Raw genomic sequence first — 25,268 nt, 5'->3', positions numbered from 1 at the left:
GCAAAGCTGCAAAAGTATAAGAACTAATCTTTTACAATACAGAGGAGGAAAAATATGACACATAAATTATTAATGATTAATCCAGGTTCAACATCTACTAAGATAGGTGTATATGAAGATGAAAATGAGGTTCTAGTAGAAACCTTAAGACATTCCTCAGAAGAAATAGGTAAATTTGAAGGTATATATGAACAGTTTAATTTTAGAAAAGATGTTATATTAAATGTACTTAAAGAAAAGAACTTTGATATAAATACGCTAGACGCTATAATAGGCAGAGGTGGACTTCTAAAATCTATCGAAGGTGGAACTTATGCTGTAAACGATGCTATGCTTAATGATTTGAAAATCGGAGTGCAGGGTCAGCATGCTTCAAATTTAGGTGGAATAATTGCAAGTGAAATCGGGAAATTTTTAGATATACCAGCATTTATAGTTGATCCAGTAGTGGTTGATGAAATGATTGATGTGGCTAGAATATCAGGTATGCCAGAAATAGAAAGAAAAAGTATTTTTCATGCACTAAATCAAAAAGCAGTAGCTAAAAGATATGCAAAAGAAAATGGGAAAAAATATGAAGAAATTAGTTTAATAGTAGCACACATGGGTGGTGGAGTTTCAGTAGGAGCCCACAAGAATGGAAGAGTAATTGATGTGAATAATGCACTAGATGGAGAAGGTCCATTTTCACCAGAAAGATCTGGAGGATTACCAATAGGCGATTTAGCTAAAATGTGCTTTAGTGGAGAATACACATTAGAGGATATAAAGAAAAAGATAAATGGAAAAGGTGGCTTTGTTGCTTATCTTAATACAAACGATGCTAAAGAAGTAATAGATAGGGCAGAGGCAGGCGATGAAAAATACAAATTAATATTTGAAGCTATGGGATATCAAGTAGCCAAGGAAATTGGAAAATGCGCAGCAGTTTTATCCGGAAAAGTGGATGCTATAATTTTAACAGGTGGAATAGCTTACGGTAAGCCTATGGTAAATTATATAAAAGAAAGAGTAGAATTTATAACAAACGTTGTAGTTTATCCAGGTGAAGATGAATTATTAGCACTAGCTGAAGGCGGTCTTAGAGTATTAAATGGCGAAGAAAAGGCAAAAGAGTATAAATAATAGACTATAACAATAAGACACATTGAATAAATAACAAATAAATAACTATTTTTTTAAATGTGGTAAGTTGTTTTGAAAATTTATTTAATATCAAAACAATGTATTTTATTGAAATTCGGAAGGAAGTCAGTGATATAATGAGTAGAATAAGAGTATTTACAGGCCATTTTGGTAGTGGGAAGACAGAAATAGCAATAAATTATGCGATAAATCTTGCAAAAGAGGGAAAAAAAGTTGTAATAGCTGACTTGGATATAGTAAATCCTTATTTTTGTGTACGAGATGTGAGAAAAGAATTAGAGGGGTATGGAATAAGAGTAATAGCATCTAATCCAGAACTGGTTAATGCAGAACTCATGGTAGTCCCAGCAGAGATAATAGCTATATTTAATGACAAAAGCTACGAAGTGGTAATAGATGTAGGTGGGGATGACTCAGGCTCCATAGCTCTTGGTCAGTACAATAGATTTTTTGTGGAAGAGCCTTATGATATGTTCTTTGTTATAAACACAAATAGACCATTTACATCAGATGTTAGAGATATAAAGGAATACTTTAAAGCAATAGAAACAGCATCAAGGCTCATGATAACTCATTTAATATCCAATACTAATTTGTCTTATGAAACTGAAGAGCAACATATAATAGATGGAGACAAAGTAGTAGCTAAGCTATCCAAAGAATTAAATATACCTCATGCCTATACTGTTTGTAGAAATGATTTAGTTCAAAAAATGACAGGAAAATTGCAAGGTGATATATTTGGTATAGATATACATATGTTACCACCTTGGAGATAGATAGAAAGGGATTAATTAAAAAATTAACAATATTGACAGTTTGTAATTCAAGGGGTAAAATCAAATAGTAAACGTTTAAATTTTATAAATTCGCATTTTGAGGAGGTTTAAACATGCCAAGAGTAAGTTTTAGAGAAGATAGATGTAAAGGTTGTGGACTTTGTATAACTGCATGTCCTAAGAAAATTATAAATTTTTCAGATAGACTGAACATAAAAGGATACCATCCAGCTACAGTTACAGAAGAAAAGATGAAAGAATGTATTGGATGTGCATCTTGCGGAAAAATGTGCCCTGACTGCGTAATAACAGTTGAAAAGTAAAGAATAGGAGGATGGAACTTATGGGAGAAAAAGTGTTAATGAAAGGTAATGAGGCTATTGGAGAAGCAGCTATAAGAGCAAATTGTAAATGTTTCTTTGGATATCCAATAACACCTCAAACAGAGATATCTGCATATTTATCAAGAAAGATGCCTAAAATTGATAGGGTTTTCTTGCAAGCAGAGAGTGAAATTGCAGCTATAAACATGATTTATGGAGCAGCTGGTACAGGAATAAGATGTATGACATCTTCAAGTTCACCAGGAATAAGTTTAAAAGCAGAAGGAATATCTTACATAGCAGGAGCAGAGCTTCCATGTGTTATTGTAAATATAGTTAGAGGTGGTCCAGGCCTTGGTAGTATTCAACCAGCTCAATCAGATTATTTTCAAGCAACTAAAGGTGGAGCACATGGTGATTTCAATATGCCTGTATATGCACCAGCATCAATACAAGAAATGGTTGACTTAGTTCAAGATGCATTTGATACTGCAGATATGTATAGAACTCCTGTAATGGTTATGGGAGACGGTATGCTAGGACAAATGATGGAACCCGTAGAATTTAAAGAGAGAGAAGCGAAAGTATTACCAGAAAAAACTTGGGCAGCCTGTGGTTTAAAGGGAAGAAAAAAACATAATGTAATAAATTCTCTTTATTTAAAATCAGAGATTTTAGAACAACATAACTTAAAATTGCAAGAAAAATTTAAAGAAATAACAAAAAATGAAACAAGATATGAAATGTACAATTGTGATGGTGAAAGTGATTTAATAATGGTTGCATACGGAACAACATCAAGAATATGCAAAAATGTTATTAAAATGGCAGAAAAAGAAGGCATAAAATTAGGATTAATAAGACCAATTACACTTTGGCCTTTCCCACTAGAAGCATTTGAGAAAAGTATAAATAGCACAAAACATGGATATATATCAGTAGAAATGAGTTGTGGACAAATGGTTGAAGATGTTAGACTTTCAGTTGAAGGAAGAAAACCAGTACACTTCTACGGAAGAACAGGTGGAATGGTTCCTCATCCAGACGATATATTAGATAAAGTTAGAGAAATAGTAGGGGGTGCAAAATAATGGCAATCGTATTTGAACCAACTAAAGCATTATTAGACGTTCCTACTCATTACTGTCCAGGATGTACTCATGGACTAATTCATAGATTAGTAGGAGAAGTTCTTGAGGAATTAGACGTAATAGATAAAACTATAGGAGTAGCTCCAGTTGGATGTTCTGTTTTAGCATATGACTACTTTGCCTGTGATATGTTTGAAGCAGCACATGGAAGAGCACCAGCAGTTGCTACAGGAATTAAAAGATCTAACCCAGATGCAGTAGTATTTACGTATCAGGGAGATGGAGATCTTGCAGCAATAGGTATGGCTGAAATAGTACATGCTGCTACAAGAGGTGAAAACATGGTTACTATATTCGTAAATAACTGTATTTACGGTATGACAGGTGGACAAATGGCTCCAACTACTCTTCCAGGTCAAGTAACAGAAACTTCACCATACGGAAGAGATGTAAAATTGCAAGGACATCCAATTAGAGTAGCAGAACTTATATCAACTTTAGGCGGCGCCTGTTATGTAGAAAGAGTATCAGCGGATAGCGTACCTAATGTTACTAAAACTAAAAAAGCTATAAAGAAAGCTTTCCAAAATGCAATTGATGGAAAAGGGTTCTCACTAGTAGAAGTATTATCAACATGCCCAACTAATTGGGGAAAATCACCTGATGAGTCAATGCAATGGCTTAGAGATAATATGATGCCTTTTTATACTCTAGGAGTTAAAAAAGACATAACTGAGGAGGTTAAATAATATGGCAGCACAAGAAATTATATTTGCAGGATTTGGTGGTCAAGGTACACTTTCAATGGGAAAATTTTTAGCATATGCAGGAATGGATGCTGATATGAACGTTTCATGGTTGCCATCTTATGGACCAGAAATGCGTGGAGGTACTGCTAACTGTTCTGTTATACTTTCTGATGAGTTAGTTGGTTCACCAATAATTAACGATCCAAACACACTTATAGTTATGAATAGACCTTCCCTTGACAAGTTTGAAGATACTTTAGTTAAAGGTGGACTATTAATAATGGATTCTGACCTTGTAGATAGAATGCCAATAAGAAAAGATTTAGAAGTAATATGCGTTCCAGCTCAAACAGAAGCTTTAAACATTGGAAGCAAGCAAATTGCTAACATGGTGCTTCTAGGAGCGTTAGTAAAGAGAACAGGAATAGTATCTATGGAAGCAATAATAGGAGCTTTAAAGGCTCATGGTAAAGAGAAATTCTTCGAAATAAACAAAAAAGCACTAGAAATAGGAGCTTCATATATTAAATAACAAACAAAAAAGTATATATTACTACAACTTCAGTTCGCTGTGCTAAGGAATTCTAAAGCTTGCTAACATGAAGTTTACGTAATATATACTTTTTTATGCGCGTTGAAACATTTGGACATCAAAGAAATCTTAGATATAGAGAAAAAGCTACTTATAAATCAGTAGCTTTTTTTGTAGGATTCAAATATGCTAGAAAGCGCAGACTCGATCAAGCATGCACTTTTTTTAATGCATTGTTTCATTAAAATTAGTTGTAAATTATTAAGCTTTCTAAGATAAAGTTTACGTAATATATATTTTTTATGCTCATTTCACACTATTCACGCATGATGCGTTCTTTCTTAAATTTCCGTATTTTTTTACATAGTTTGAAAATGCCAATGGAAAGAAGAACTAAAATTAAAGTGAGCAGGAAAGCACAAACCAAGTTGACGGGTGACCCCATTATAGCACTGGAGGTATTCAATACCAGCGAACTAATTTCGAGAGGAAGTAAACATAATAAGAGAGTAAGTATTCGTTTCAAATGGTTGATAAGGGAATCTATATCACTAAACAAATCAAATTTACCCTCATTAGACTTCTTTCTTAAATACACCCACCGCGAATATGAACCGATATGCTGGACACCAGTTTCCTCAAGAAAACGAATATATGATGCACTTTCGTGATGTGTAGGGAAGTGTTTTAGCAATTCTATTCGATAGCTGTATTCACCAGAGGTGCCTTCTTCAAAAATATATTTACAGAAACCGACACCTATAAGCTGCATACCCTTGTCTGACATGTTGTTCAGCCATTTTTCTTCTTTTTCAAAATCCCAGGCAAAAAACATTTTATGCATCGTATGTTGCATTATAAAGCACCTCCAACTATTTGTTCTCCGTTTGATAAAAGCTCTCGCAATCTGCTAATCTCATTATTGATGGCATTCTTTCCTATATCGTTTATTTCATATTCTTTTTTTCTGCTATTTGCTTCGCCAGGTAGCGCACAAATCCAACCTTTTTCAAGCAATGTACTAATTGCACCGTAAAGGGTACCTGCAGCAAGTTTTACCCTTCCTGAACTTATTCCTTCAACCTTTTGCATAACTCCATATCCGTGTAACGGCTCATACAGGGACAAAAGAATATAATATACCGCTTCTGTCAATGCGATGTTTTCGTTATTTGACACTATATCCACCTCCGTTATATCGTCTTGCAATATATTATAACGTTGGCCGATATAGTTGTCAAGAGAATAAATAATTAGATTATTTAGTTATCAGAAAACTTAACATTTTTAGAGGTTGCCATTTACAACGTAACAATGTTATGTTACACTATAAATATAAGTAGATAAATGTTAATAGTTGTCATATAATTTAGGAGTATACTAGGAGGATAATATGGAGGAAGATTTAATATCAAAAAAAGAATTACTAGAAATCACTAAGGTTTCCTATGGTCAGCTGTATAGGTGGAAAAGAAAAAATCTTATACCAGAAGATTGGTTTATAAAGAAATCTAGCTACACTGGTCAAGAAACTTATTTTCCTAGAGAAAGGATATTAGATAGAATAGAAAAAATTAAAGATATGAAGGATGACGTATCCTTGGATAGCCTAGCACAGATGTTTTCTCCTAAATTTGGGGAAGTATTTTTAAGTGAGGAAGAACTATTAGAAAAGAACATTGTTTCGGAGCATACACTAATATTGCATAAAAAAACATATGGAGAAATAAAAATTTTTTCTTTTGAGAGGATATTATATATCTCATTATTAGAAAAGAGCTTGCTATCTGGAAATGTATCACTGGAGGAAGGTAAGCTTATAATAGTGACTTTAGAAGAAAATTATAAATCATTAGAAGGAAAAAATTGCGAGATAGTTTTTTTAAGGAAATTTGGCATGGCGCTATGTTTTTTAATTACTCTTCCTAATGAGCTTTATATAGAAAAGGGTGCGAAAATTGTATTAAGGCTTAATATTTCACAGTGCATTCAAGAATTGAAAATCAAGATTTAATAATTATTATATATTTTAAAGAAATATGAGGAGGACAAATATGGAAAAGACTAATACTAACGATATAAAGATATCAGGATCGGGTACAGTTGGTGGTGGAAAATATAATGAAGTAAGTATAAGTGGATCAGGAAAAATAAACGGAAATTTGGAATGTGTAGACTTTAAAACTAGTGGTTCATCAAAAGTCTTAGGGGATTTAAAAGCAGGCACTATAAAAATCAGTGGATCTACGAGAATTGAAGGTAATGTAGAAGTAGAAGAAATGAAGATAAGTGGTTCATCACATGTCATAGGCAATGTTAAAAGTCAAAGTATAAAAATTAATGGGTCTACTCATATACAAGGAAACTTGCACGCAGAAGAAGTTACTATAGCGGGGTCAGCTAATATAGAAAAAAATTGTGAAGCAGAATGTTTTAAGGCTAGTGGTTGTTTTAAAATACAAGGCTTATTAAATGCTGGACAAATAAATATAAGAATTGGTGGCAATTGTAATGTACAAGAAATTGGTGGAGAGCATATTGAAGTAAGAGTTAGTCCGATAGATAATTCCTTCTTTAAAAAAGTAATTGACAAAATGTTTAATTCTAAAGGGGAGTTAACTACTACTTTAATTGAAGGGGATGAGATATACCTCCAAAATACCAATGCAAAAATAGTAAGAGGAAATCATATCACCATAGGTGAAGGTTGTAATATTGGGCTTGTAGAATATAGTGGGGAGATTATGATTTCAAGTGACTCAATAGTTGGAGAACAAAAGCATATATAAGCCACTTTTTAGATTAAAAGAATGTGATTTAATCATAAAATCCAATAAAACTCATATATTTATATTAATATTATCAATATATAAATTAATATAATAAATATATATTGAAAAAATATTAAAATAATCAATTTATATATTGATTATTTTAATTAATGGTAATATAATGAATATAAAGGAAGTGGGTGGTAAAAGTGACTTATAAAATATTGTGTAAATGTCCAGTTTGTAGTTCTAAATTAAAAGTAACTAGACTTAAATGTGACGAATGTGGCACTGTAGTTGAAAATTATTTTGAATTGTCGAAATTCGATTATTTGAATAGTGAGCAGTTGTATTTCATTGAAGTATTTTTAAAATCCAGGGGAAACATTAAGGACGTGGAAAAGGAACTTGGCATATCATACCCAACAGTTCGGGCAAAGCTAGACGAGGTTATTACTTCACTTGGATATACTGTTACAAAACAAAAACCCTCTGTTGATAAAAAAGATGTAATAGATATGTTAGAAAAAGGTGAAATCACTGCTGATGAAGCATTAATTATGCTAAATGGTAAGTAAATAAGCTCTGAATTGGGAAATTTAAGCTATAAAAAAGGAGGATATTTAATGAATGAAGAAATGTCAAGAATATTGAAAATGGTTGAAGAAGGTAAAATTGATTCTGAAAAAGCTATGCAACTGATAGAAGCTCTAAAGGGAGAAAGTAAAGAATTTATTACTTTAGATAAGCCTCAACCGGATAATAGCCACAGTAATAGTAGATTTAAAGTTAAAATGCTGAGAATAAAAGTAAGATCTAACGATAACGATATTGTGAACATTAACTTGCCACTTAAATTTGTAAGTGGCATGATAAAAACCTTTGGAAGAATTCCAAATATAAATGTAAATGGCATGGACGACATAGAAATGGATGCAATGACTCAAACTATATTAGAAGCCATAGATGGTGGTATAGGTGGAAAGATTGTAGACATAAAAACTGGAGATGGAGATACAGTTGAGATTGTCATAGAGTAAATCTATAATTTTTGAGGTGTTACATGAGGATTTATATTAAAATAGAGGAAGGTAGGAAACTAAGAATTCCAGTTCCAATGTGGGCAATAAGACTGGTTACAAGACTTCCCATAGAGAGAATTGTAAGAAAACACATGAATGAAAAGCATGCTAAGTATTTAGAACTAATAGACTGGAATGAAATGAGGAATTTAATTATTTCATTAAGTGATTATAAAGGACTAAACTTAGTAGATATAAAAGCTAATGATGGCACGGAAGTACAAATACGAATTTAGAGTTCTTGAAGTGGGGACGTTTTATAATTGTAAATTCTTATATAAATTGAAATGAACTATTTTTTTATTAATAATTTAGCTAAAAAAATAACCCAGTTGGGTTATTTTTTTTAAATGAAGAGATTTCAAAAATTTAGGACTTTTTTACAAGTACTTATTATTGTAGTATAATACAAACTAGATTATAATCAGAGTGTATGTATTTATATATAAGAGTTTTACTATATGTGCAAATAAATGGTAAAATAAAACAGAGAACATTTTATATAAAGTGTGCATAATTATTATGGTATATCTATTTAGTCAGTAACATTCAGTAAATTATGAAATTATATTAATGCGGATAAAAAGAAGACGAATATAGGATTCAGAAACAAAGTACTAACATACTTAATAGCTATTTTGTTTAGTATGCCCTTGTAATAAACCTATAATATATTGAGAAAGAGGTAGAAAAATATGAGTAGAATATTCGGAACAGATGGAGTACGAGGTATAGCAAATACAGAATTAACAAGTCAGCTTGCATATAATTTAGGAAGATCGGGAGCATTTGTACTAACAGATGGAGCACATAAGCCTAAAATTATAGTAGGAATGGATACAAGAGTTTCAGGAGATATGTTAGAATCAGCTTTAGTTGCAGGAATTTTATCTGTAGGAGCTGAAGCTATATGCCTTGGGGTGGTTCCTACGCCAGCAGTAGCATATTTAACTAGAAAATATGGAGCAGATGCAGGCGTTGTTATCTCAGCTTCTCACAATCCAGTAGAATACAATGGAATAAAATTTTTCGATAGCAAAGGATTCAAATTGTCCGATGAATTAGAGGACACAATACAAGCAGTTATAGAAAATGATTTTAAAGGAGTGCCATCGCCTATAGCAGGTGATTTAGGCAAGAAGACAGTTAAGTGCAGTGGTGTAGAGGATTATATAGAATTTGCTAAATCCACTATTTCAGGAGATTTAAAAGGACTTAAAATAGCATTAGATTGTGCTAATGGCGCATCTTATATTACTTCAGTAAGAGCTGCAAGAGAACTTGGAGCAGAGGTTTTAGTTATTAATAATGATCCAGATGGCATAAATATAAATAAAGACTGTGGATCTACTCATATTGAGCACTTAATGGCTTTTGTTAAAGAGAATCATTGTGATTTAGGACTCGCTTTTGATGGTGATGCAGATAGATGTTTAGCAGTGGATGAAAAAGGAAACTTTATAAATGGTGATTTTATGATTGCTATTTGTGCCAAGCACCTAAAAGACACAGGAAAATTAACTAAAGATACAGTAGTAGTAACAGTTATGAGTAATTTGGGACTTGATATTGCAATGAATCAGGAAAATATAACTACAGTGAAAACTATAGTAGGCGATAGATATGTGCTTGAAAAAATGAAAGAAAAAGGTTATAGCTTAGGGGGAGAGCAATCAGGTCATTTAATTTTCCTTGATTTTAATACTACAGGGGATGGACTTGTATCAGGAATTCAATTAGCTACTGTAATTAAAGAAACAGGCAAACCATTATCAGAGCTTGCAGCAATGATGACAGAGCTTCCACAAGTATTAGTTAATGCAACAGTACCTAACGATAAAAAGAACATTCATGAAACTGATAGTGAAATAATTGAAGAAATCAAAAAAATTGAAGAAAAATTAAATGGTTGTGGAAGAGTCCTTATTAGACCTTCAGGTACAGAACCTCTAGTGAGAGTTATGCTGGAAGGTAAAGTGCAAAGTGAATTAAATGAAATGGCACATGCTCTTGCAAAATTAATAGAGGAAAAAGCAAATAGATAGATATAATCTAGCAAGAATAAAGTTACAATTCAATGAATTTATTGTTAAAAGCATTGACGTTTAGGGTATAAAATGAATATAATAGACTGAAACCTTATGGATAAGGCCCATAAGATTTCAGTTTTTTTAATGTTTGCGAAAGGAGGATAGAAGAATTTTATGATTTTAAAGCGCCAGGACTCATAAAGAGTATCAGTAATTATGATGCACTATGAGTTGACGAGGATGGGGAGTATCGAATCTTCGGCGGATGCCCCGCGGTAGCGCACTACCGTTAATGATTGATAAAAGCGAAAAGTGATTTTCGTGACAACATCAATCTGGTGTTAAAACCTTTATAAATATGTATGAACTAGCATATTTCATTGGATTATTGTGAGTGTAGATTTTCAGTTATTAAGCATAAGAAAATTATATGTACCATAACTGCGAATACTATATTTAAAATAATTATCAAAAAACAATGATGATAAGTATGCTTAGTTAAGTATTGCCTTTGGGTGATCGGCATCATCTTTAGATGATGAATTGTGCAAAATTTTAAATTTGAGAGGAAGATGAATATGTGCGGAATAGTTGGATATTTTGGAAGTAAACAGGCTTCACCAATATTGGTAGAAGGTCTTAGTAAATTAGAATATAGAGGATATGATTCAGCAGGAATTGCAATTATAAATGAGGGACACTTAAAAGTAACTAAATGCAAAGGAAGACTTGCAAATTTAGAAGCTCAATTATTAGAAGAGCCGCTTATAGGCAACGTGGGTATAGGGCACACTAGATGGGCTACTCATGGTAAACCATCAGATGAAAATTCTCACCCACATACTAATGAAAAAGAGACTATTAGTGTAGTTCATAATGGAATTATAGAGAATTATATTCATTTAAGAGAATGGTTAATGTCAAAAGGATATAAATTTACATCTGAAACTGATTCAGAAGTAATACCACACCTTATAGATTTTTATTATAATGGAGATATAGTTGATGCGGTAATGAAGGCTATTACTAAAATGGAAGGTAGTTATGCCATAGCAGTAATAACAAGCGATGAACCAGATAAATTAGTAGCAGTAAGAAAAGATAGTCCATTAATAGTAGGACTTGGCAAAGATGAATTTTATGTAGCTTCAGATATACCAGCAGTATTAAATCATACAAGAGAGGTATATTTATTAGAAGACAAAGAATTTGTTGTGATTTCCAGTGACGGAATAAAACTTCTTGACGCAGAGGGCGAAACTATAAACAAAGAAATTTTCCATGTAACTTGGGATGCAGAAGCTGCTGAAAAAGGTGGATATGAGCACTTTATGCTAAAAGAAATCCATGAACAGCCAAAGGCAATCAGAGACACTATGACTTCAAGAATAGTTCTAGGAGAACCAATTACATTAGATGATATAAATATAACTAAGGAGCAAATTAAAAATTTAAATAAAATATATATAGTAGCTTGCGGAACTGCATATCATGCAGGAGTTGTAGGTAAATATGTTATAGAAAAACTTGCAAGAATACCAGTAGAACTAGATATAGCTTCCGAGTTTAAATATAGAGATCCAATAATGGATAAAAACACATTAATGATAGTTATAAGCCAATCAGGAGAAACTGCAGACACCATGTCAGCTTTAAGGCTTGCAAAGTCAAAAGGTGCAAGAGTAATAGCTGTAACAAATGTTGTAGGTAGTGCAGCTTCAAGAGAAGCAGACGATGTACTATATACTTGGGCAGGACCAGAAATAGCAGTTGCATCTACTAAAGCTTATGTAACTCAACTTATAGCAATGTATATAATAGCATTATTCTTTGCTCAGAATAAAGAAACATTAAGCAATGAAGAAATAGAAGAAATTAAAATAGCTATGATGGAACTTCCAGAAAAGGCAGAAGAGGTTTTGAAAAATAAAGAAACTGTGCAAAAATTCACAGCAAAAACTTATATGCATAAAGATATGTTCTTCATAGGACGTGGACTTGACTATGCAGTTGCAATGGAAGGTTCATTAAAGCTTAAAGAAATATCTTATATTCATTCAGATGCCTATGCAGCAGGAGAGCTAAAACATGGTCCAATAGCACTTATGGAAGAAGGGACTATAGTTATAGCACTAGCTACTCAAGAAGCGGTATTTGACAAGACTGTAAGCAATATAAAAGAAATAACTACTAGAGGAGCAAAAGTATTTGCTTTCGCACCTGTTGGTCACACTGAAATTGAAAAATCAGTTTTCTCTGTAACTTATATACCAAAAGTAATGGATATATTAGCACCAGTAATTTCAGTAATTCCACTACAATTATTGTCTTATTACATGGCAATTCAAAAGGGTTGCGATGTTGATAAACCAAGAAATTTGGCAAAATCAGTAACGGTGGAATAGGTACCATCCACGTGGCAAGTGTAGTTGTAGCTTTATAACAAAGTTGCACCGTTTATAACAAAGTCGCACCGCTTATAATAAAGTTGCACCATTTATAACAAAGTTGTATCGAAATGATTTGTTGTAGTATACTATATTTTACAGAATGTGATGTACAAGATTGGTGAGTTAAAATTAATAATGTAACCAATATAGTTAATATATAATATTTATTAATAATAATTAATAGTATATACAGAAAACTCGCAAAAAAATAGCTATATTAAAAATCAGAAATTTTTAATCTATAAATGATTAGAAATTCCTGGTTTTTTTTATAGTATTTAAAAAAAATTTAAAACATAGTTATTTAATGTACAAAGGATTTTTTGATAAAGTATATGTTGATAGACAAAATAGACGGATACTAAACAAAATAATTGTATACTGGACATTATTGTTGTAATCTAAGCAAAATAGTTGGGAACTAACAATATAGCATAAAGAGTCACTAAAATTTATAAATTATACACTGATACAACTGATACAATACTAAAATATCGTATCAGTGATAAAAAACTCGTGTCTTTAATAAAAGAATCATATCAAAAGTCAGACCAGTGTGAGTTATAACTACTGTTGTCGTAAATTATAAACACTTTAATCCCCTAATTATGTTTAGGTCATTTTATTTTATAGTGAATTAATTTAAAAACATTGAAACTTCTATGTTTTGAAGGATATTAAGCATATTTGTAGAATAATGGTATTATAGGAAGTAAAATTACATATTCTCAGTATGTCTAAAATGGGAAGTGTGCGCCTTGTTTCCGAACAATCTATATAGAAATATATAATAAAATCGGACTACTAGTGAAAGATAAAAGCAAGTAGAACTCGTCATTTGAATCGGTAGGGGAAGTACCTGCCTGACCCCGTGTGAGGGGTTACAAAATTTCTAATACTCCGACGTGCTCAAACAATATCATGTTTGATGTGCGAAGCTCGGTGAAGTTGCGGAAAATGTTATCTGTGATGATAATAAGTACGCTGGAAGCTAAAAAACAGTCATGCTTAGAATGTCTTAAGACTGACGAGTACCCGAAAGTACGGCTCGTAAATTTTAGGGTTTCAAAATAAGAAGAAACTCGCCCCATGTGGGTACTGTCGTTGAATTACATATACTTCGGTGGAATTCAACTGAAAACCGCAAAGGTCCAAGGCTTTCAATATAGAAATCACACTGATTGAAAGTGGCAGTCGGGTTAAAGGGTAGAGCTAAAACTGTTATGTAAAGCTAAAGTGACGGGAACAAGGGAACTGCAATAGGATACGTGAGAAGACGTAATGGGTGATATACCAGTCCTAATCAATAGGAAATGATTGGTGAAATTGCAGGGCAGCAGCCTGTAGTAGTGATGAAGCTTCTGTAATGGAGGTAGAGCAAAGGGGCATAGTCTATACAGTAAAACATGTGACCAGTCTGTCAAGGAAGCCGTAGGCGTAACTGACTAAAACCATAAACACTAAATCTATAGGAGGCGGTGAATGTGGCACAATAACTTGACTACTTAAAAAAAATTTGAAATAGATTTTTAGGAAACGACTTGGTAATTCACATGTGAAAACAGCTGTATAGATGGAACGCCGTATGATGGGAAACTATCACGTACGGTGTGAACCGGGGGAAAGGCGACTCTGACTGCCACCTTTAGTGGTAAAAGCGGTGGCTCACCTATCGGTATTGGGTAGAAAATTGTGGTTTATTCGTGGATAATATGTTCTGACATAGGGTGGTGACAGTCACCATTGCGAACGAAGTAAGCTTGCTTTGTTATAATTTAACTGGGGGTAATCAAATTTATGAAGAAGATTTTAATTATAACAAGTTCCGTTGATTTAACAGTTGATTATGTTATCAATAAGTATAATCAACATGCTTTATTCTATAGATTTAATACAGATTATTTCCAAGACTATGAAATAATTGTAGGTAATCAAGAAGGCTGGATCATTAAAAACAAATATTGGATAATAAATGAGGGAGAGATAGATGCAATTTATTATAGAAAACCTGTATTCCCTAAACTAGATGAATACAATTCTATGTACCATAATATGATGTACAAAGAAATACTTACTGCTATTATTGGGATTATTGAGGTTTTTAAAGGTAGATGTTTAACAAAACCATCAATACTTAGAAATGCTGAAAATAAGATAGTTCAAATGAGTATTGCAAGAGAGATAGGATTTAGGCTACCTCAATCTTGTATTACTAATTCTCCTAATGAGGCAAGGAAATTTTATAATTCAAATATCAGTATAGTTAAACCAATATCTGTGGGAAAAGTTATATCAGGGGATAAAATCGAGTACATACAAACTAATATGGTTGACGAGGATTTTAATATAGAGGACATTCGATTATCACCCTGTTACTTTCAGCAATATATTAAAAAGGATTTCGAGGTAAGGGTTACCGTTATTAATAGTATATTTTATACTGTTAAGATAGATAGTAGTGATAAAGTTGACTGGAGAAAGACAAGTAGTAATAATATTTATAACATTATTGAGTTGCCAGGAGAGATTAAAGAACAGTGTAGCAGAATGTTAAGAATAATGGGCTTAGATTTTGGTGCATTTGATTTTATTGTTTCTAACAATGAATATTATTTCCTGGAAGTTAATCCTAATGGGCAATGGTATTGGTTAGAAGATATACTACATTTAGATATTTCGAAATCAGTCTTTGAATATTTGGCAGGTGAGGTATAATGAATAAAATAATTTATGGTATAGTTTATATATTATCAAGGTAGCCTCTTATAAGTATAACTTTAGACCGAAATTTTCATAATGTAACTAAAAATAATTTTCAAATTAATGAATTGAGAGTTTCTTTGTTTAGTATGGGGTTAGGGGTTAAAAAATTATACATTTGCTCCTGGAAGAAAAATGACAAATTTAAAATTATAAAGTTACTTGGTTTTGATGAGATAAATAAGCTTCCGACTGAGATTGAAGTAGAGGGAAAAACAAATTTATATAATCAGTATATTGATGGCAGGTCAGATGAGGAGATTAGATTACAAACTGATTTTTTAAAGTATAAAATTAATGAATATGAAGAGACAAAAAAGTTAGCATTTGACAAGATGAATAATTATATTGCGGTTATGTTATTTTTGATCCCCCTTCTACTTACAAATATATCCAATATAACAAACAAATTAAATACTACTTTAAAGTTACTATTTACAGGTATTATAATATATAATTTAATAAATATAATGATGTATTTATTGGATTTTTATAAAGTTAAGGGTTTTATTAGAAGTAGATTTAGCGACTTGAAGCAAAGTAATAAACAGTTAAACAAATTGGCAGAATCATATTATTCAGACTGGTACGCAGTAAATAAAGAGGCACCATTTTTTGTGTCTTATGTAACTAACATTGAAAATTATATAAAGTACTTTGGGGTCATTTTATTAATAACTTTTTGTACCAATAGTGTAAGTGGTTTATTTATAAATAGTAAAATTACTATGACCAATAAAAGCCCGACAAAGGATACGGTGTGTTATGTAGGTTTTGATGATTCTGGACAAGTCTATAAACAATATTCTAGTGGCCTACTTAATTTATATAGTAAGGTTGAAAAAGAAAATATAAAACAAATAATTATAATTAAAGGCGTATCAAATAATGAACTGCTTAAAAAACGATATGAATTAATTTTAAACTCAATTAAAATGTTTAATTCAAGCAATGTTGATATTAAAGAAATTGATGATGTTGTAGAGGCAAATAAAAAAAATAATTATATTAAAATAATAACTATAGGGGGTAAATAAATGAAAAAACCGTACTTAGCAAACTATGCTAATAAAATAAAAATTAATAATGAAACAAGAGTTTACTATGATGAAGCAAGTCAAATAGCCTATAAAGATCAAGATAAGAAGATAAAGATAGTTGATATTGGTAAGTTTGAAAGCACAATTGAGACTAGAGTAATTGAAAACAGTGATCCTGATGAATTTAATTTATATGGAACAACAAAAATCACTTTTACTGTAGAAGATAATGACCCAGATGAATTTTTTCAATTAGGTAGTACAAGATTGACAGAAACTATAGAGGATAGTGATCCAGATGAATTGTATAGACTAGGATCAACTATGGAGACCGCAAACATTGAGAACAGTGATCCAGATGAATTTTATTTGTGCTAAATATGAAAATTATATTAATAAGAAATTTGGTTCTCAAGACTATTGGAAGGTATTTCTTTATACATTACTACAAGACGAGATGGATGTTTTACTTCAAAAAATGTACATTTACGATTGATGTAGTCAAGTTGAAAATCAAATATAAATGTATAGAGACAATAAAACAAAAGTCGCATGCAAATTGTGTGACTTTTGTCTTTTAAATTATAGAATAAGCAGTTATAAGGAAGCTAGTGAGTTTGAGAAATATATATTAAATAGTACAACAAAAGAAGAAATAATAGATTTTAAAGAAAAGAGGTCACTAAAAGATTTTATTACTTGGAAGTATATAAATTTTCTAACTATAAATGAGGGTAAGGGAAAATTAATTTGTATTACTGATGTAAGTACAGTTCAGTCGAGGAGCATAGGGGGAGAGGAACCTGTTTACTTATGAAACTAAAGAAATAAGGGAGTGAGCAAGTGGAAAACATGAATAGATGGTTCTCAAATGTCATTCAAAATAACATTAAATATCTCGTGGATCAAATTAATTACTTTTGCTATAAGTTTGAGTTAATTATTATTTTTATAGGGATCATTGCAGCAATAACTATGATTTTTAAGTATAAAAAAGAGTGGTCTTACATATATGAATTATCTAAATGTCTTAAAATATCTTTATTTATGATACTTTTATCCTATTTGATTAAAGCACTGAATATTACAACAATCAAGCCTATCTTTAATGTGACTTTTTACAATTTAATGCCTATAACAATTATAGTGATTTTAATAGGGTACCTGCTAGATAGGTATTTCTTTTATAAAGTTTCAAGTGAATATTCAAAATGTAAGATAAAGATAAGATTCATAAAATATACTATCGCGATAACATATGTTTTTTTACTAATATCAAGTCTTTATAGCATAAAAGATATTATGCTTCCGTTTATATGGCAGATTAATTTAGTAAGTATAATGTATAGTGAGTGTCTTAAAAATACTGAGAAAACAATAGCGTGCAGTTTATATGAGACTCGAAGTGCACAATTAAATGTTTTAAAAGATATAATTAAGCAAACTGATTATGAGAATTATGGAATTTCAATTAATGGCAATTGGGGAAGTGGAAAATCCGAACTAATATCAGCGTTGATTAATGACTGTAAAAAACATAAAAAATATTGTATTTATATTAAACCTATGATAAGTGATAGCCAAGAACGTTTAATTAAGGAGTTTCAAAAATCTATATCTAATTTAATGAGAGAACATGGAATTTATAGTGGAAGAAATAGTTCTACAGATAAATATTTTAGGGAAATATTAAAATTAGTTGAATTTAATAAACGGGTCACATTATATGATTTCATGGACTTAATTAAGGAGGAAAGATCTTACAAAGAATTGAAAAAAGATTTGCAAGAAGATATTAATGCTCTTTTATGTAACGATAATAAAAAAAATAATAAAGAAAAAGATAGGTATGATAGATTAATTGTAATTATTGATGATTTCGATAGAGTGGAAGAAAACAAGCAACTAGATATTCTTTCATTTATAAAAGAAGTGATAGATTTTGATGGCTGTGTGACTATAATTGCCTTAGACTATGAAAATCTAAAATTGAATAAAATAGTAAAGCAACGTTATCTTGAAAAATTTATTGCAACCCAGATTCCATTAGCGGATGTAGATTTTGAAGAAATAATCAACTTTCATGCAAAAGAAATTTTAAATATTAATAGTTTTAAAAATTCTTTTTCTCAAAAGATTTTGGAAGAAATAAATAACAACATTTATAATTACTTTGGTGAAATTGAGTTGAGGCTAAACTCATATATTTATTCTAAACAAAATAATAAAAATATAAAAGAATTTAAAAGCTATTGTGTAGAAAGAAGAATGAATATAAATAATTCAAGAAGAGTAAAGCATTTCTTAAATGATATTAAAAACACAGTATTATTAATTGATGGACTTTATGAAAATAGGAATGATGGAGAAAAATTACTAACTACTGTTGATGTTAGTGAATTAGTGTATTTTTTTAATTATCTTAAAATATTCAATAATGAGGATTATAAAGAAATTGTTAGGTTAAATGGGGTTGTAGAGTACATTGATTATTTAGATATGAAAGATATTAACGTAAAAGGTGAATATTTTAAGGCAATATTAGGAAATTTAATTCCCGAGAGCGTAGAAAAAAAAGACTTTGAGTACCAAGAAATCAAAGATTTAAGAAGAATTAACACATTAAATTTTATAAAAGATATTTTTATTGATTACTATTTTACAATGTACGAAATTAATTTATTAATAGATTCACAAAGATATCTAGAAATAATTGATAATAGAAAACTAAATAAAGATAAAGACAATCATGTAGAGATATTAGTGTTATACCAAAAAAGCATTTTTAGGGGCAAAGAAAGTCATGAAAAAACTCTGAATAGAATTGAATATTTAGCTAATTACATAATTGATTTACTTAAGAATTCTAAATTATCAATAGTAGAAGTATTAAGTATTACAGAAAAAGCAGATATTAATTATGTGAATCACTATTTAGAAAAAATTAATAAATTAATAGATGAAAATAGTTTAGAAATGGAACCTTGGTTTAATATAGAAGAGATTAAGTCTTATTTGGATAAAATAGAAAAAGAAAATCGCGTTATTAACCAAGGATCATTAGCCAATTTAATAAAATTAGTAACTTTAGAAAAATATGAAGAATATAATTACACTAAAGTGAAGGAGATATTTACTGAATCTTCATCAACAGAAGAATTAATTTCTAATATAATAAAATATTCTTTAGATATAGAAATTATTGATAGTTTTCATGGTGAGCCAAGTATAAATGAAATAATTAAAGTTCTTATTAATAAGGTGAATTTTAGTAAATTTACATTTATAAGAAAAAATGAATTAGTAATAAAACTAAATGAATTTATAGCTATTTATGAGAATACTTATAAATTACTTAATTTTATAAACAATGTTAATAATGTTGTTATATTTAAAAAATATGAAGAAGATTTAGGAGATCTTACAGATTATAGTATTGATGAAATAAAAAAAATAATAAAAGAATTATCTAAAGAGCAACAAATAACTACAGGTATGAGTTATAATTTTAAAAATTTGATTAATCATATAATTAATAAAAAACAAATAAAAAGAATTGATTATAAATCTAAGAAAAATATAAAAGATTTATATACAAAGATACTAGAAGAAGACAGTAATATGTTTTATGAATTTGACTTTCTATTGAACGTAGAGAGAATTTTATATTATAAAGAGAAATAGAATATAAATCAGATATCTAAGTTAATAATTATATAATAACAAAATCATAATATTGGAAAGAATAACTCTTTGTAAATCATTTATAATTAAGTTTTGAAAGATTTCAAAAAATATTTTGATCAAATTTTATTATAAAAATTTAAAACTAGTCTTGTGTTACTTGTTTAATTTTGATTAAACTTCATTATAAAAGTAATAAATCAACCTTATGCTATTAGCCATTTGTAAGAGATATTCTGATCAATCTTTATCACAAAGCTACATAAATGTGGCTTTAAAATAAAGTTACGATGTTTATAAAAAAGACGCGATGTTTTGAATAAAGTCGCGACGTTTATAAAAAAGATGCGATGTTATACCCCTTTAGATATGATCTGAAGGGGTGTTTATTTATAGTGAAAAAGGAAAGAACACCTGAATTTGAAAAGTGGATTAAGGAACTGCTAAGTGACAATCGTTATTCCGTTAAAGGGCCATTTAATTGAATAAGAATCTCAAACAAAATTGGATATTTAAATTAACATTAGTATGGAGAGTTTGTGAAGGATACTTGGTGGAGATATGCATGAATTTTTTTTTATTAACAGGAGACAATAAAAATAATATTTACTTTAGGAGGGGTCATTAATGGCGGATCGGTTGAATCCCGGAGAGAAGCTACTACCTGGTGAACAACTTCTCTCAGCAAATGAAAAATACTCCCTTGTTATGCAGGGAGATGGAAATTTAGTATTGTATACAGTTGAAAGCATGGATGCGGCTTGGTCAAGCGAAACTCACGGACATCAAGTTGATTGGGCTGTACTTCAAGAGGATGGAAACTTTGTCATCTACGGCGAAGGTCGAGCATTATGGCACACACATACTCACGGGAATCCTGTTGCCCACCTAGTATTACAAGATGACCGTAATGTAGTGATTTATGGTCCAGAATGGAAAGTTCTGTGGCATACACATACAAATATACGTCCTCTTCGTTTTCCAATTAGTGCTGAACAAGAAGAGGGACTTGGAAATGATAGGAAAATGAGAACGAAGTTTACAGTTTCTAACACTGGGCGTATTAATGCACTAACAAAAACACGCACGAAAGATAAACTAGAGGGATTTCATGGCACTGTGATCTTATTGTTAACTGACCAAGAAGGAAATATCCTTTATGAAAGCAAGCCTCACACCTATGGAGTAAATGGTACACTTGTACCAGGTTCCCCTAGCAAAAGAGAAGAACATTGGAGCGAGGAGTTTCCACAAGAGATTGTAGAAAAAATCGGAGGTTACGTAGTCCTTCATTTTGTAGATCCAAACAGTACTATAATGGCTACATTGGAAAAATTTAATAAAATTCTAGATGAACTAGTAGATGCAAATAGAAAAATTAAAGAAATTTATACTTCATGGCAAAGTGAAACAGCATTAGTGCCGTAAGTTTGGATTAATGGTGATATTTAGAAAATGGCTTATTAAACTATCGGGTGCTTTTTTTCAATAAGACTTTACAATGATCTTCAACAATCGGGCGCATTTCTTGAATAAGGATCACAGAAATGATCAAACTTTTTTATAAAGGAATGCTTCAATTGAATATATTAAAAGCTTGTTTTGATCAATCTTTTTTTCAAAACAAGCTTTTCTTTTTGTTCATTTATCAGGGTTATTAGTATCAATTTGATCAAACTTTATTATAAAGCAACAGTAGTGTGTATGTTCTAAGAATGTCTTTAAGTACCTAAGAAACTCTTTAAGTACCTAAGAATGTCTTTAAGTACCTAAGAATGTTTTTAAGTGAACTTGCATGGTTTTGATCAATTATGAATAAATTATTGCAGTATATTTTAAAGATGAAAAACCATCAGATTTTAATTCTGATGGTTTTTTGTGAATGTTTTTTATGTAATTGTCAAAAAAATATTAGCTTATTAATATGTCTGTCTTAAAACAATAAAGCCTGTCCCAATATATGAAGGAACGCAGGAACATCAACCTGCCTTCATTCATTTTGTTACCCTTACGCCCTCCCCACAATTGCAGATTCCTGCCCGGATCAAACTCCCAAAATCGGATTAAAAGCAGATAATTTCCTCGAATAAATGATAGAAACAAGCAGGATATAAAAAGAGACGAAGGCTTGGAATGGTTAGCTTTACGGTGTGATAAGATGATAGGATTAATATGAAATAGAATTAAGGGTGATAGAGTTGGAGTGTGTCACAGGGATAGATTTAAGGAAGGAATAAGCTCTTTGAACTTAAACAGAGAGATTGAAAATATGAGGGAGAACTTGATAAAATGCAAGAAAAAAGACAGACTTTAATATTCGTATTTGAGTGTAATTTAGGAGAATGGAGTGGGGGAAAGGTGTGATTTTGGGACAGACTTTAATATTTGTGTACAAAGTAGAGAACAAATTTTATAATTTGTTAAAGGGTTACGGGAAAAGGAAAATAAAATGGCTATAGAAGAAATTAATGAGAAGGTAATTGGAATAAGTATTTATAAGGTTCATCAGTTTACAGGATTTCAAGAGGTTAAGGATGAAGAGGCTAAGGAGATGATTGAAGAAGCTATACTTTCATAAAACACATGTTAAACAGTAATTAAATATTGTATATAATGGTATAGTTTAGTTATAAGAGTTGTTTCGTAACCGTATTATATTGTGCATTAATTAAGAGGCGGTGAACTTATGAAAAAATTTCTAAATTATATGTTAAAACCTATGGCTATAGTTTCATGTATACCAGTGATTGGGGTTCTAAGTTATTGGTCAAATCATATAAAAGATTTATTAGCAACAAGTGTGATTTTATATTTGGGGGTAATAATTGGTTCGGCAATAAAGTATTTTTCTAAAGATAAATCTAATACGTCACAGTAAGATAAATCGATACTAAAACATATAAATAAGGGGCATTTATTATGAAAAACAAACAATTAATATTATTGATATTGTCATTTATTCTATCCGTAGTTTGTATTAGTAGATTAAATTTTGGAGTATATACAAAAAATGGTCTACTTATATGGATTTTTAGTTTTTCATATACTTCATCAATAATCCAGTCTAGATGGATTGGAAAAAGATATAAAAAGCTTAAGACATAATATTCACATATTATGTCTTAACATTATCCTATTAGCATTATTAAAAAGGCTATTCTTCCTCATGCTTAAAATTAATAACTTTAGTACCCATTGGACTTGTTAGTATAGTTATAGTTTCTATACCACTTGGTGGATTATGTGGTCCAGTAAAGGTTTCCACTTGTACTGTTATTTTATACTCAAATAATTCTGGTGTTTTGCTGATACTTAATATTTTTTGTTGCCAAAATTGTTTAGGGTGACCATAATATTTATCTATTGAATTTGATATATATGGATATAAAAGAGATAATACACTTCCTTTGTATAGTTCTTGTTGATTAGGAGCATTTACTTGCTTGGAATAAGAAATAGAACCATTATATGAATAAGCATTTTTTGAGCTAAAACTTATTAATATTATATTATGAAGAATACTGGAATAAATATTTTTTTCATAAAATCAACTCCTCATATTATAGTTTGTGTAAAGATTATTGATTTATTAATAATTCATACTTTTCATAAAATAGAAATAAAACTATTTATATTTATTTGGGAGGAATAAGAATGCAATGTCCATATTGTAATAAAGAACTGAAAAAGGGGTATATTCAAAGTGTAAGACCGATATTCTGGGGAGAAGAAAAACATAAAGTGTATTTTAAACCTGAAGGGGATACAGAATTTAGTTTGTCAAAATGAACAGGATTCTTTACTGGTTGTGTTGGTGAAGCGTATTGCTGTCAGAGATGCAAAAGGATTATAATGGAATTTAAGTAAAATAAAAGAATGATTTGAAGGTGAGTTAAGTAATGGGATATAATGTTTAGTTAAATAAATAAAACCTCAAAGAGGAAGCAGAAGGAAGTAATTTAGGCGGGGGATTAGAGAAATTTAGCTTAAATTTTATTTTTTACCTAAATTAACAATGTTGCAGGGAAAGGTAGCTTTGTGTTGAAGTTAGTATAGATATAAAGTGAGTGACATTGGATGCAAAATATTATGTAACTAATATTTATAATGGGGATATGTCGAACTTGTAAAAATTAACGAAGTAATACTATTTATATTATCTATTATATTTTAGTGGTTTAAAAAGCAAATGAAAGGGTGATTTTAAATGGGTACTATGTTAGATTTCAAAGCTTTATTCATAATTAGTCTACCTATATTGATACTGGTTAGAGTAGTTTTAATCCTCAAAAATCGTAGTAAGGGTCAGTTTTCAATTAAAAGAGAGATTGTGTTAAATTTGTTTTTTGTTTATATTCTCTGTAATATAGGAATAACTTTATTTCCTCTATTTATAAATTGGACTGGTCAAGAGGGTAATGTTTCAATAAACGTTGTACCCGTCTTTAATACGATAAAGGATATTTCTAGGGCTTCCCAACAACCAGAAATGAGGGATTTTATGATTAAATTTTGGATAAAGAATATCTTGGGTAATATGTTGCTATTATTTCCTTTCGGTTTATTACTTCCGATATTATGGAAAAAGTTTGGTAATATGAAAAAAACACTTTTATATTCGTTTTTATTTACTTTAGGAATAGAGATTATTCAGCTTTTATCTTACTATGTAGGAAATATAGGTAGGTCATTCGATATTGATGACATTATATTAAATACTTTTGGTGCTTGGATAGGGTACATGTTTTATAAGAAAATTGTACTTAAATTGATTAATAAACAATTTCTAAATGGTATTCACAGAAATGTAGATTATAGTAAATAAATATTT

27 protein-coding genes are annotated in these 25,268 nt (G+C 30.4%); 24 read left to right on the top strand and 3 right to left on the bottom strand.

Features of this window, described 5'->3' with window-relative positions; genetic code table 11:
- The first annotated feature begins 54 nt into the window (after positions 1-54).
- The 6 genes from buk to G9F71_RS22605 all read left to right on the top strand — a co-directional run bounded on the left by buk (position 55) and on the right by G9F71_RS22605 (position 4,620).
- Entirely contained in the window at positions 55-1,125 is a 1,071-nt protein-coding gene (gene buk, locus G9F71_RS22630) for a butyrate kinase (protein ID WP_164951513.1), read from the top strand.
- Positions 1,126-1,262: 137 nt separating this feature from the next.
- Complete coding sequence (locus G9F71_RS22625; RefSeq protein WP_164951514.1) at positions 1,263-1,925, top strand: MinD/ParA family protein; 663 nt, start codon at positions 1,263-1,265, stop codon at positions 1,923-1,925.
- 113 nt (positions 1,926-2,038) lie between these two features.
- The gene (locus tag G9F71_RS22620; protein ID WP_164951515.1) at positions 2,039-2,248 is read left to right on the top strand and encodes a 4Fe-4S dicluster domain-containing protein; all 210 of its coding nucleotides are present in this window, start codon (positions 2,039-2,041) and stop codon (positions 2,246-2,248) included.
- A 20-nt stretch (positions 2,249-2,268) separates the two neighbouring features.
- Positions 2,269-3,339: a 3-methyl-2-oxobutanoate dehydrogenase subunit VorB gene (locus G9F71_RS22615; RefSeq protein ID WP_125002986.1), complete on the top strand. Its 1,071-nt coding sequence runs from the start codon at positions 2,269-2,271 to the stop codon at positions 3,337-3,339.
- Positions 3,339-4,088, top strand: a complete 750-nt coding sequence (locus G9F71_RS22610; protein ID WP_125002988.1) for a thiamine pyrophosphate-dependent enzyme — start codon at positions 3,339-3,341, stop codon at positions 4,086-4,088. The genes G9F71_RS22615 and G9F71_RS22610 overlap by 1 nt, the downstream gene beginning before the upstream one ends.
- A gap of 1 nt (position 4,089) precedes the next feature.
- A complete protein-coding gene (locus G9F71_RS22605; protein WP_125002990.1) occupies positions 4,090-4,620 on the top strand; it encodes a 2-oxoacid:acceptor oxidoreductase family protein in 531 nt (176 codons plus the stop codon).
- A gap of 316 nt (positions 4,621-4,936) precedes the next feature.
- On the opposite strand, the gene G9F71_RS22600 is transcribed toward G9F71_RS22605, so the two are convergent.
- Both G9F71_RS22600 and G9F71_RS22595 read right to left on the bottom strand, forming a co-directional pair.
- Entirely contained in the window at positions 4,937-5,476 is a 540-nt protein-coding gene (locus G9F71_RS22600) for a DUF2812 domain-containing protein (RefSeq protein ID WP_164951516.1), read from the bottom strand.
- The gene (locus G9F71_RS22595) at positions 5,476-5,802 is read right to left on the bottom strand and encodes a PadR family transcriptional regulator (protein ID WP_411956142.1); all 327 of its coding nucleotides are present in this window, start codon (positions 5,800-5,802) and stop codon (positions 5,476-5,478) included. The genes G9F71_RS22600 and G9F71_RS22595 overlap by 1 nt, the downstream gene beginning before the upstream one ends.
- A gap of 211 nt (positions 5,803-6,013) precedes the next feature.
- On the opposite strand from G9F71_RS22595, the gene G9F71_RS22590 reads away from it, so the two are divergent.
- The 16 genes from G9F71_RS22590 (at position 6,014) to G9F71_RS22520 (ending at position 23,542) form a co-directional block, all read left to right on the top strand.
- The gene (locus tag G9F71_RS22590) at positions 6,014-6,634 is read left to right on the top strand and encodes a YhbD family protein (protein ID WP_125002992.1); all 621 of its coding nucleotides are present in this window, start codon (positions 6,014-6,016) and stop codon (positions 6,632-6,634) included.
- A 40-nt stretch (positions 6,635-6,674) separates the two neighbouring features.
- Complete coding sequence (locus G9F71_RS22585; protein ID WP_164951518.1) at positions 6,675-7,409, top strand: polymer-forming cytoskeletal protein; 735 nt, start codon at positions 6,675-6,677, stop codon at positions 7,407-7,409.
- Positions 7,410-7,600: 191 nt separating this feature from the next.
- Complete coding sequence (locus tag G9F71_RS22580) at positions 7,601-7,969, top strand: DUF2089 domain-containing protein (RefSeq protein WP_125002996.1); 369 nt, start codon at positions 7,601-7,603, stop codon at positions 7,967-7,969.
- A gap of 48 nt (positions 7,970-8,017) precedes the next feature.
- Positions 8,018-8,431 (top strand): SHOCT-like domain-containing protein, encoded by a 414-nt coding sequence (locus G9F71_RS22575; RefSeq protein ID WP_164946738.1) that lies wholly within the window; start codon positions 8,018-8,020, stop codon positions 8,429-8,431.
- A gap of 23 nt (positions 8,432-8,454) precedes the next feature.
- Complete coding sequence (locus G9F71_RS22570) at positions 8,455-8,709, top strand: hypothetical protein (protein WP_164951519.1); 255 nt, start codon at positions 8,455-8,457, stop codon at positions 8,707-8,709.
- A 459-nt stretch (positions 8,710-9,168) separates the two neighbouring features.
- A complete protein-coding gene (gene glmM / locus G9F71_RS22565) occupies positions 9,169-10,518 on the top strand; it encodes a phosphoglucosamine mutase (RefSeq protein ID WP_164951520.1) in 1,350 nt (449 codons plus the stop codon).
- Positions 10,519-11,081: 563 nt separating this feature from the next.
- Positions 11,082-12,908 (top strand): glutamine--fructose-6-phosphate transaminase (isomerizing), encoded by a 1,827-nt coding sequence (gene glmS, locus G9F71_RS22560; protein WP_164951521.1) that lies wholly within the window; start codon positions 11,082-11,084, stop codon positions 12,906-12,908.
- Between the two features lie 1,842 nt (positions 12,909-14,750).
- Positions 14,751-15,668, top strand: coding sequence for an MvdC/MvdD family ATP grasp protein (locus G9F71_RS22555; protein ID WP_164951522.1), 918 nt, complete (start codon positions 14,751-14,753; stop codon positions 15,666-15,668).
- 134 nt (positions 15,669-15,802) lie between these two features.
- Positions 15,803-16,750 (top strand): hypothetical protein, encoded by a 948-nt coding sequence (locus G9F71_RS22550; RefSeq protein WP_207712072.1) that lies wholly within the window; start codon positions 15,803-15,805, stop codon positions 16,748-16,750.
- Positions 16,751-17,131 carry a hypothetical protein gene (locus tag G9F71_RS22545; protein WP_164951524.1) on the top strand — a complete coding sequence of 127 codons (381 nt, stop codon included), beginning with the start codon at positions 16,751-16,753 and terminating at the stop codon, positions 17,129-17,131. It abuts the gene before it with no gap.
- Positions 17,132-17,276: 145 nt separating this feature from the next.
- On the top strand, positions 17,277-17,570 hold the full coding sequence (locus G9F71_RS22540; protein WP_164951525.1) for a hypothetical protein: 294 nt from the start codon (positions 17,277-17,279) through the stop codon (positions 17,568-17,570).
- 35 nt (positions 17,571-17,605) lie between these two features.
- The gene (locus G9F71_RS22535) at positions 17,606-20,437 is read left to right on the top strand and encodes a P-loop NTPase fold protein (protein ID WP_224626744.1); all 2,832 of its coding nucleotides are present in this window, start codon (positions 17,606-17,608) and stop codon (positions 20,435-20,437) included.
- A 627-nt stretch (positions 20,438-21,064) separates the two neighbouring features.
- The gene (locus G9F71_RS22530; protein WP_164951527.1) at positions 21,065-21,865 is read left to right on the top strand and encodes a hypothetical protein; all 801 of its coding nucleotides are present in this window, start codon (positions 21,065-21,067) and stop codon (positions 21,863-21,865) included.
- Positions 21,866-22,886: 1,021 nt separating this feature from the next.
- Positions 22,887-23,015 (top strand): hypothetical protein, encoded by a 129-nt coding sequence (locus tag G9F71_RS27435; RefSeq protein WP_263488239.1) that lies wholly within the window; start codon positions 22,887-22,889, stop codon positions 23,013-23,015.
- A 108-nt stretch (positions 23,016-23,123) separates the two neighbouring features.
- A complete protein-coding gene (locus G9F71_RS22525) occupies positions 23,124-23,315 on the top strand; it encodes a hypothetical protein (protein WP_164951528.1) in 192 nt (63 codons plus the stop codon).
- 41 nt (positions 23,316-23,356) lie between these two features.
- On the top strand, positions 23,357-23,542 hold the full coding sequence (locus G9F71_RS22520; protein WP_164951529.1) for a hypothetical protein: 186 nt from the start codon (positions 23,357-23,359) through the stop codon (positions 23,540-23,542).
- Between the two features lie 49 nt (positions 23,543-23,591).
- Here the strand turns inward: G9F71_RS22520 and G9F71_RS22515 are convergent, their stop codons facing one another.
- Entirely contained in the window at positions 23,592-23,894 is a 303-nt protein-coding gene (locus tag G9F71_RS22515) for a DUF3888 domain-containing protein (RefSeq protein ID WP_224626741.1), read from the bottom strand.
- Between the two features lie 197 nt (positions 23,895-24,091).
- Here G9F71_RS22515 and G9F71_RS22510 point away from each other — a divergent pair, with 197 nt between their 5' ends.
- Positions 24,092-24,226, top strand: a complete 135-nt coding sequence (locus tag G9F71_RS22510; RefSeq protein ID WP_224626560.1) for a PF20097 family protein — start codon at positions 24,092-24,094, stop codon at positions 24,224-24,226.
- Positions 24,227-24,644: 418 nt separating this feature from the next.
- Positions 24,645-25,262 (top strand): VanZ family protein, encoded by a 618-nt coding sequence (locus G9F71_RS22505; RefSeq protein WP_164951530.1) that lies wholly within the window; start codon positions 24,645-24,647, stop codon positions 25,260-25,262.
- Positions 25,263-25,268 lie beyond the last annotated feature (6 nt).

This window comes from Clostridium sp. FP2, from assembly GCF_011065955.2.
GTDB classification, from domain to species: domain Bacteria; phylum Bacillota; class Clostridia; order Clostridiales; family Clostridiaceae; genus Clostridium_AD; species Clostridium_AD tagluense.
This window is presented reverse-complemented; position numbering and strand designations above follow the sequence as displayed.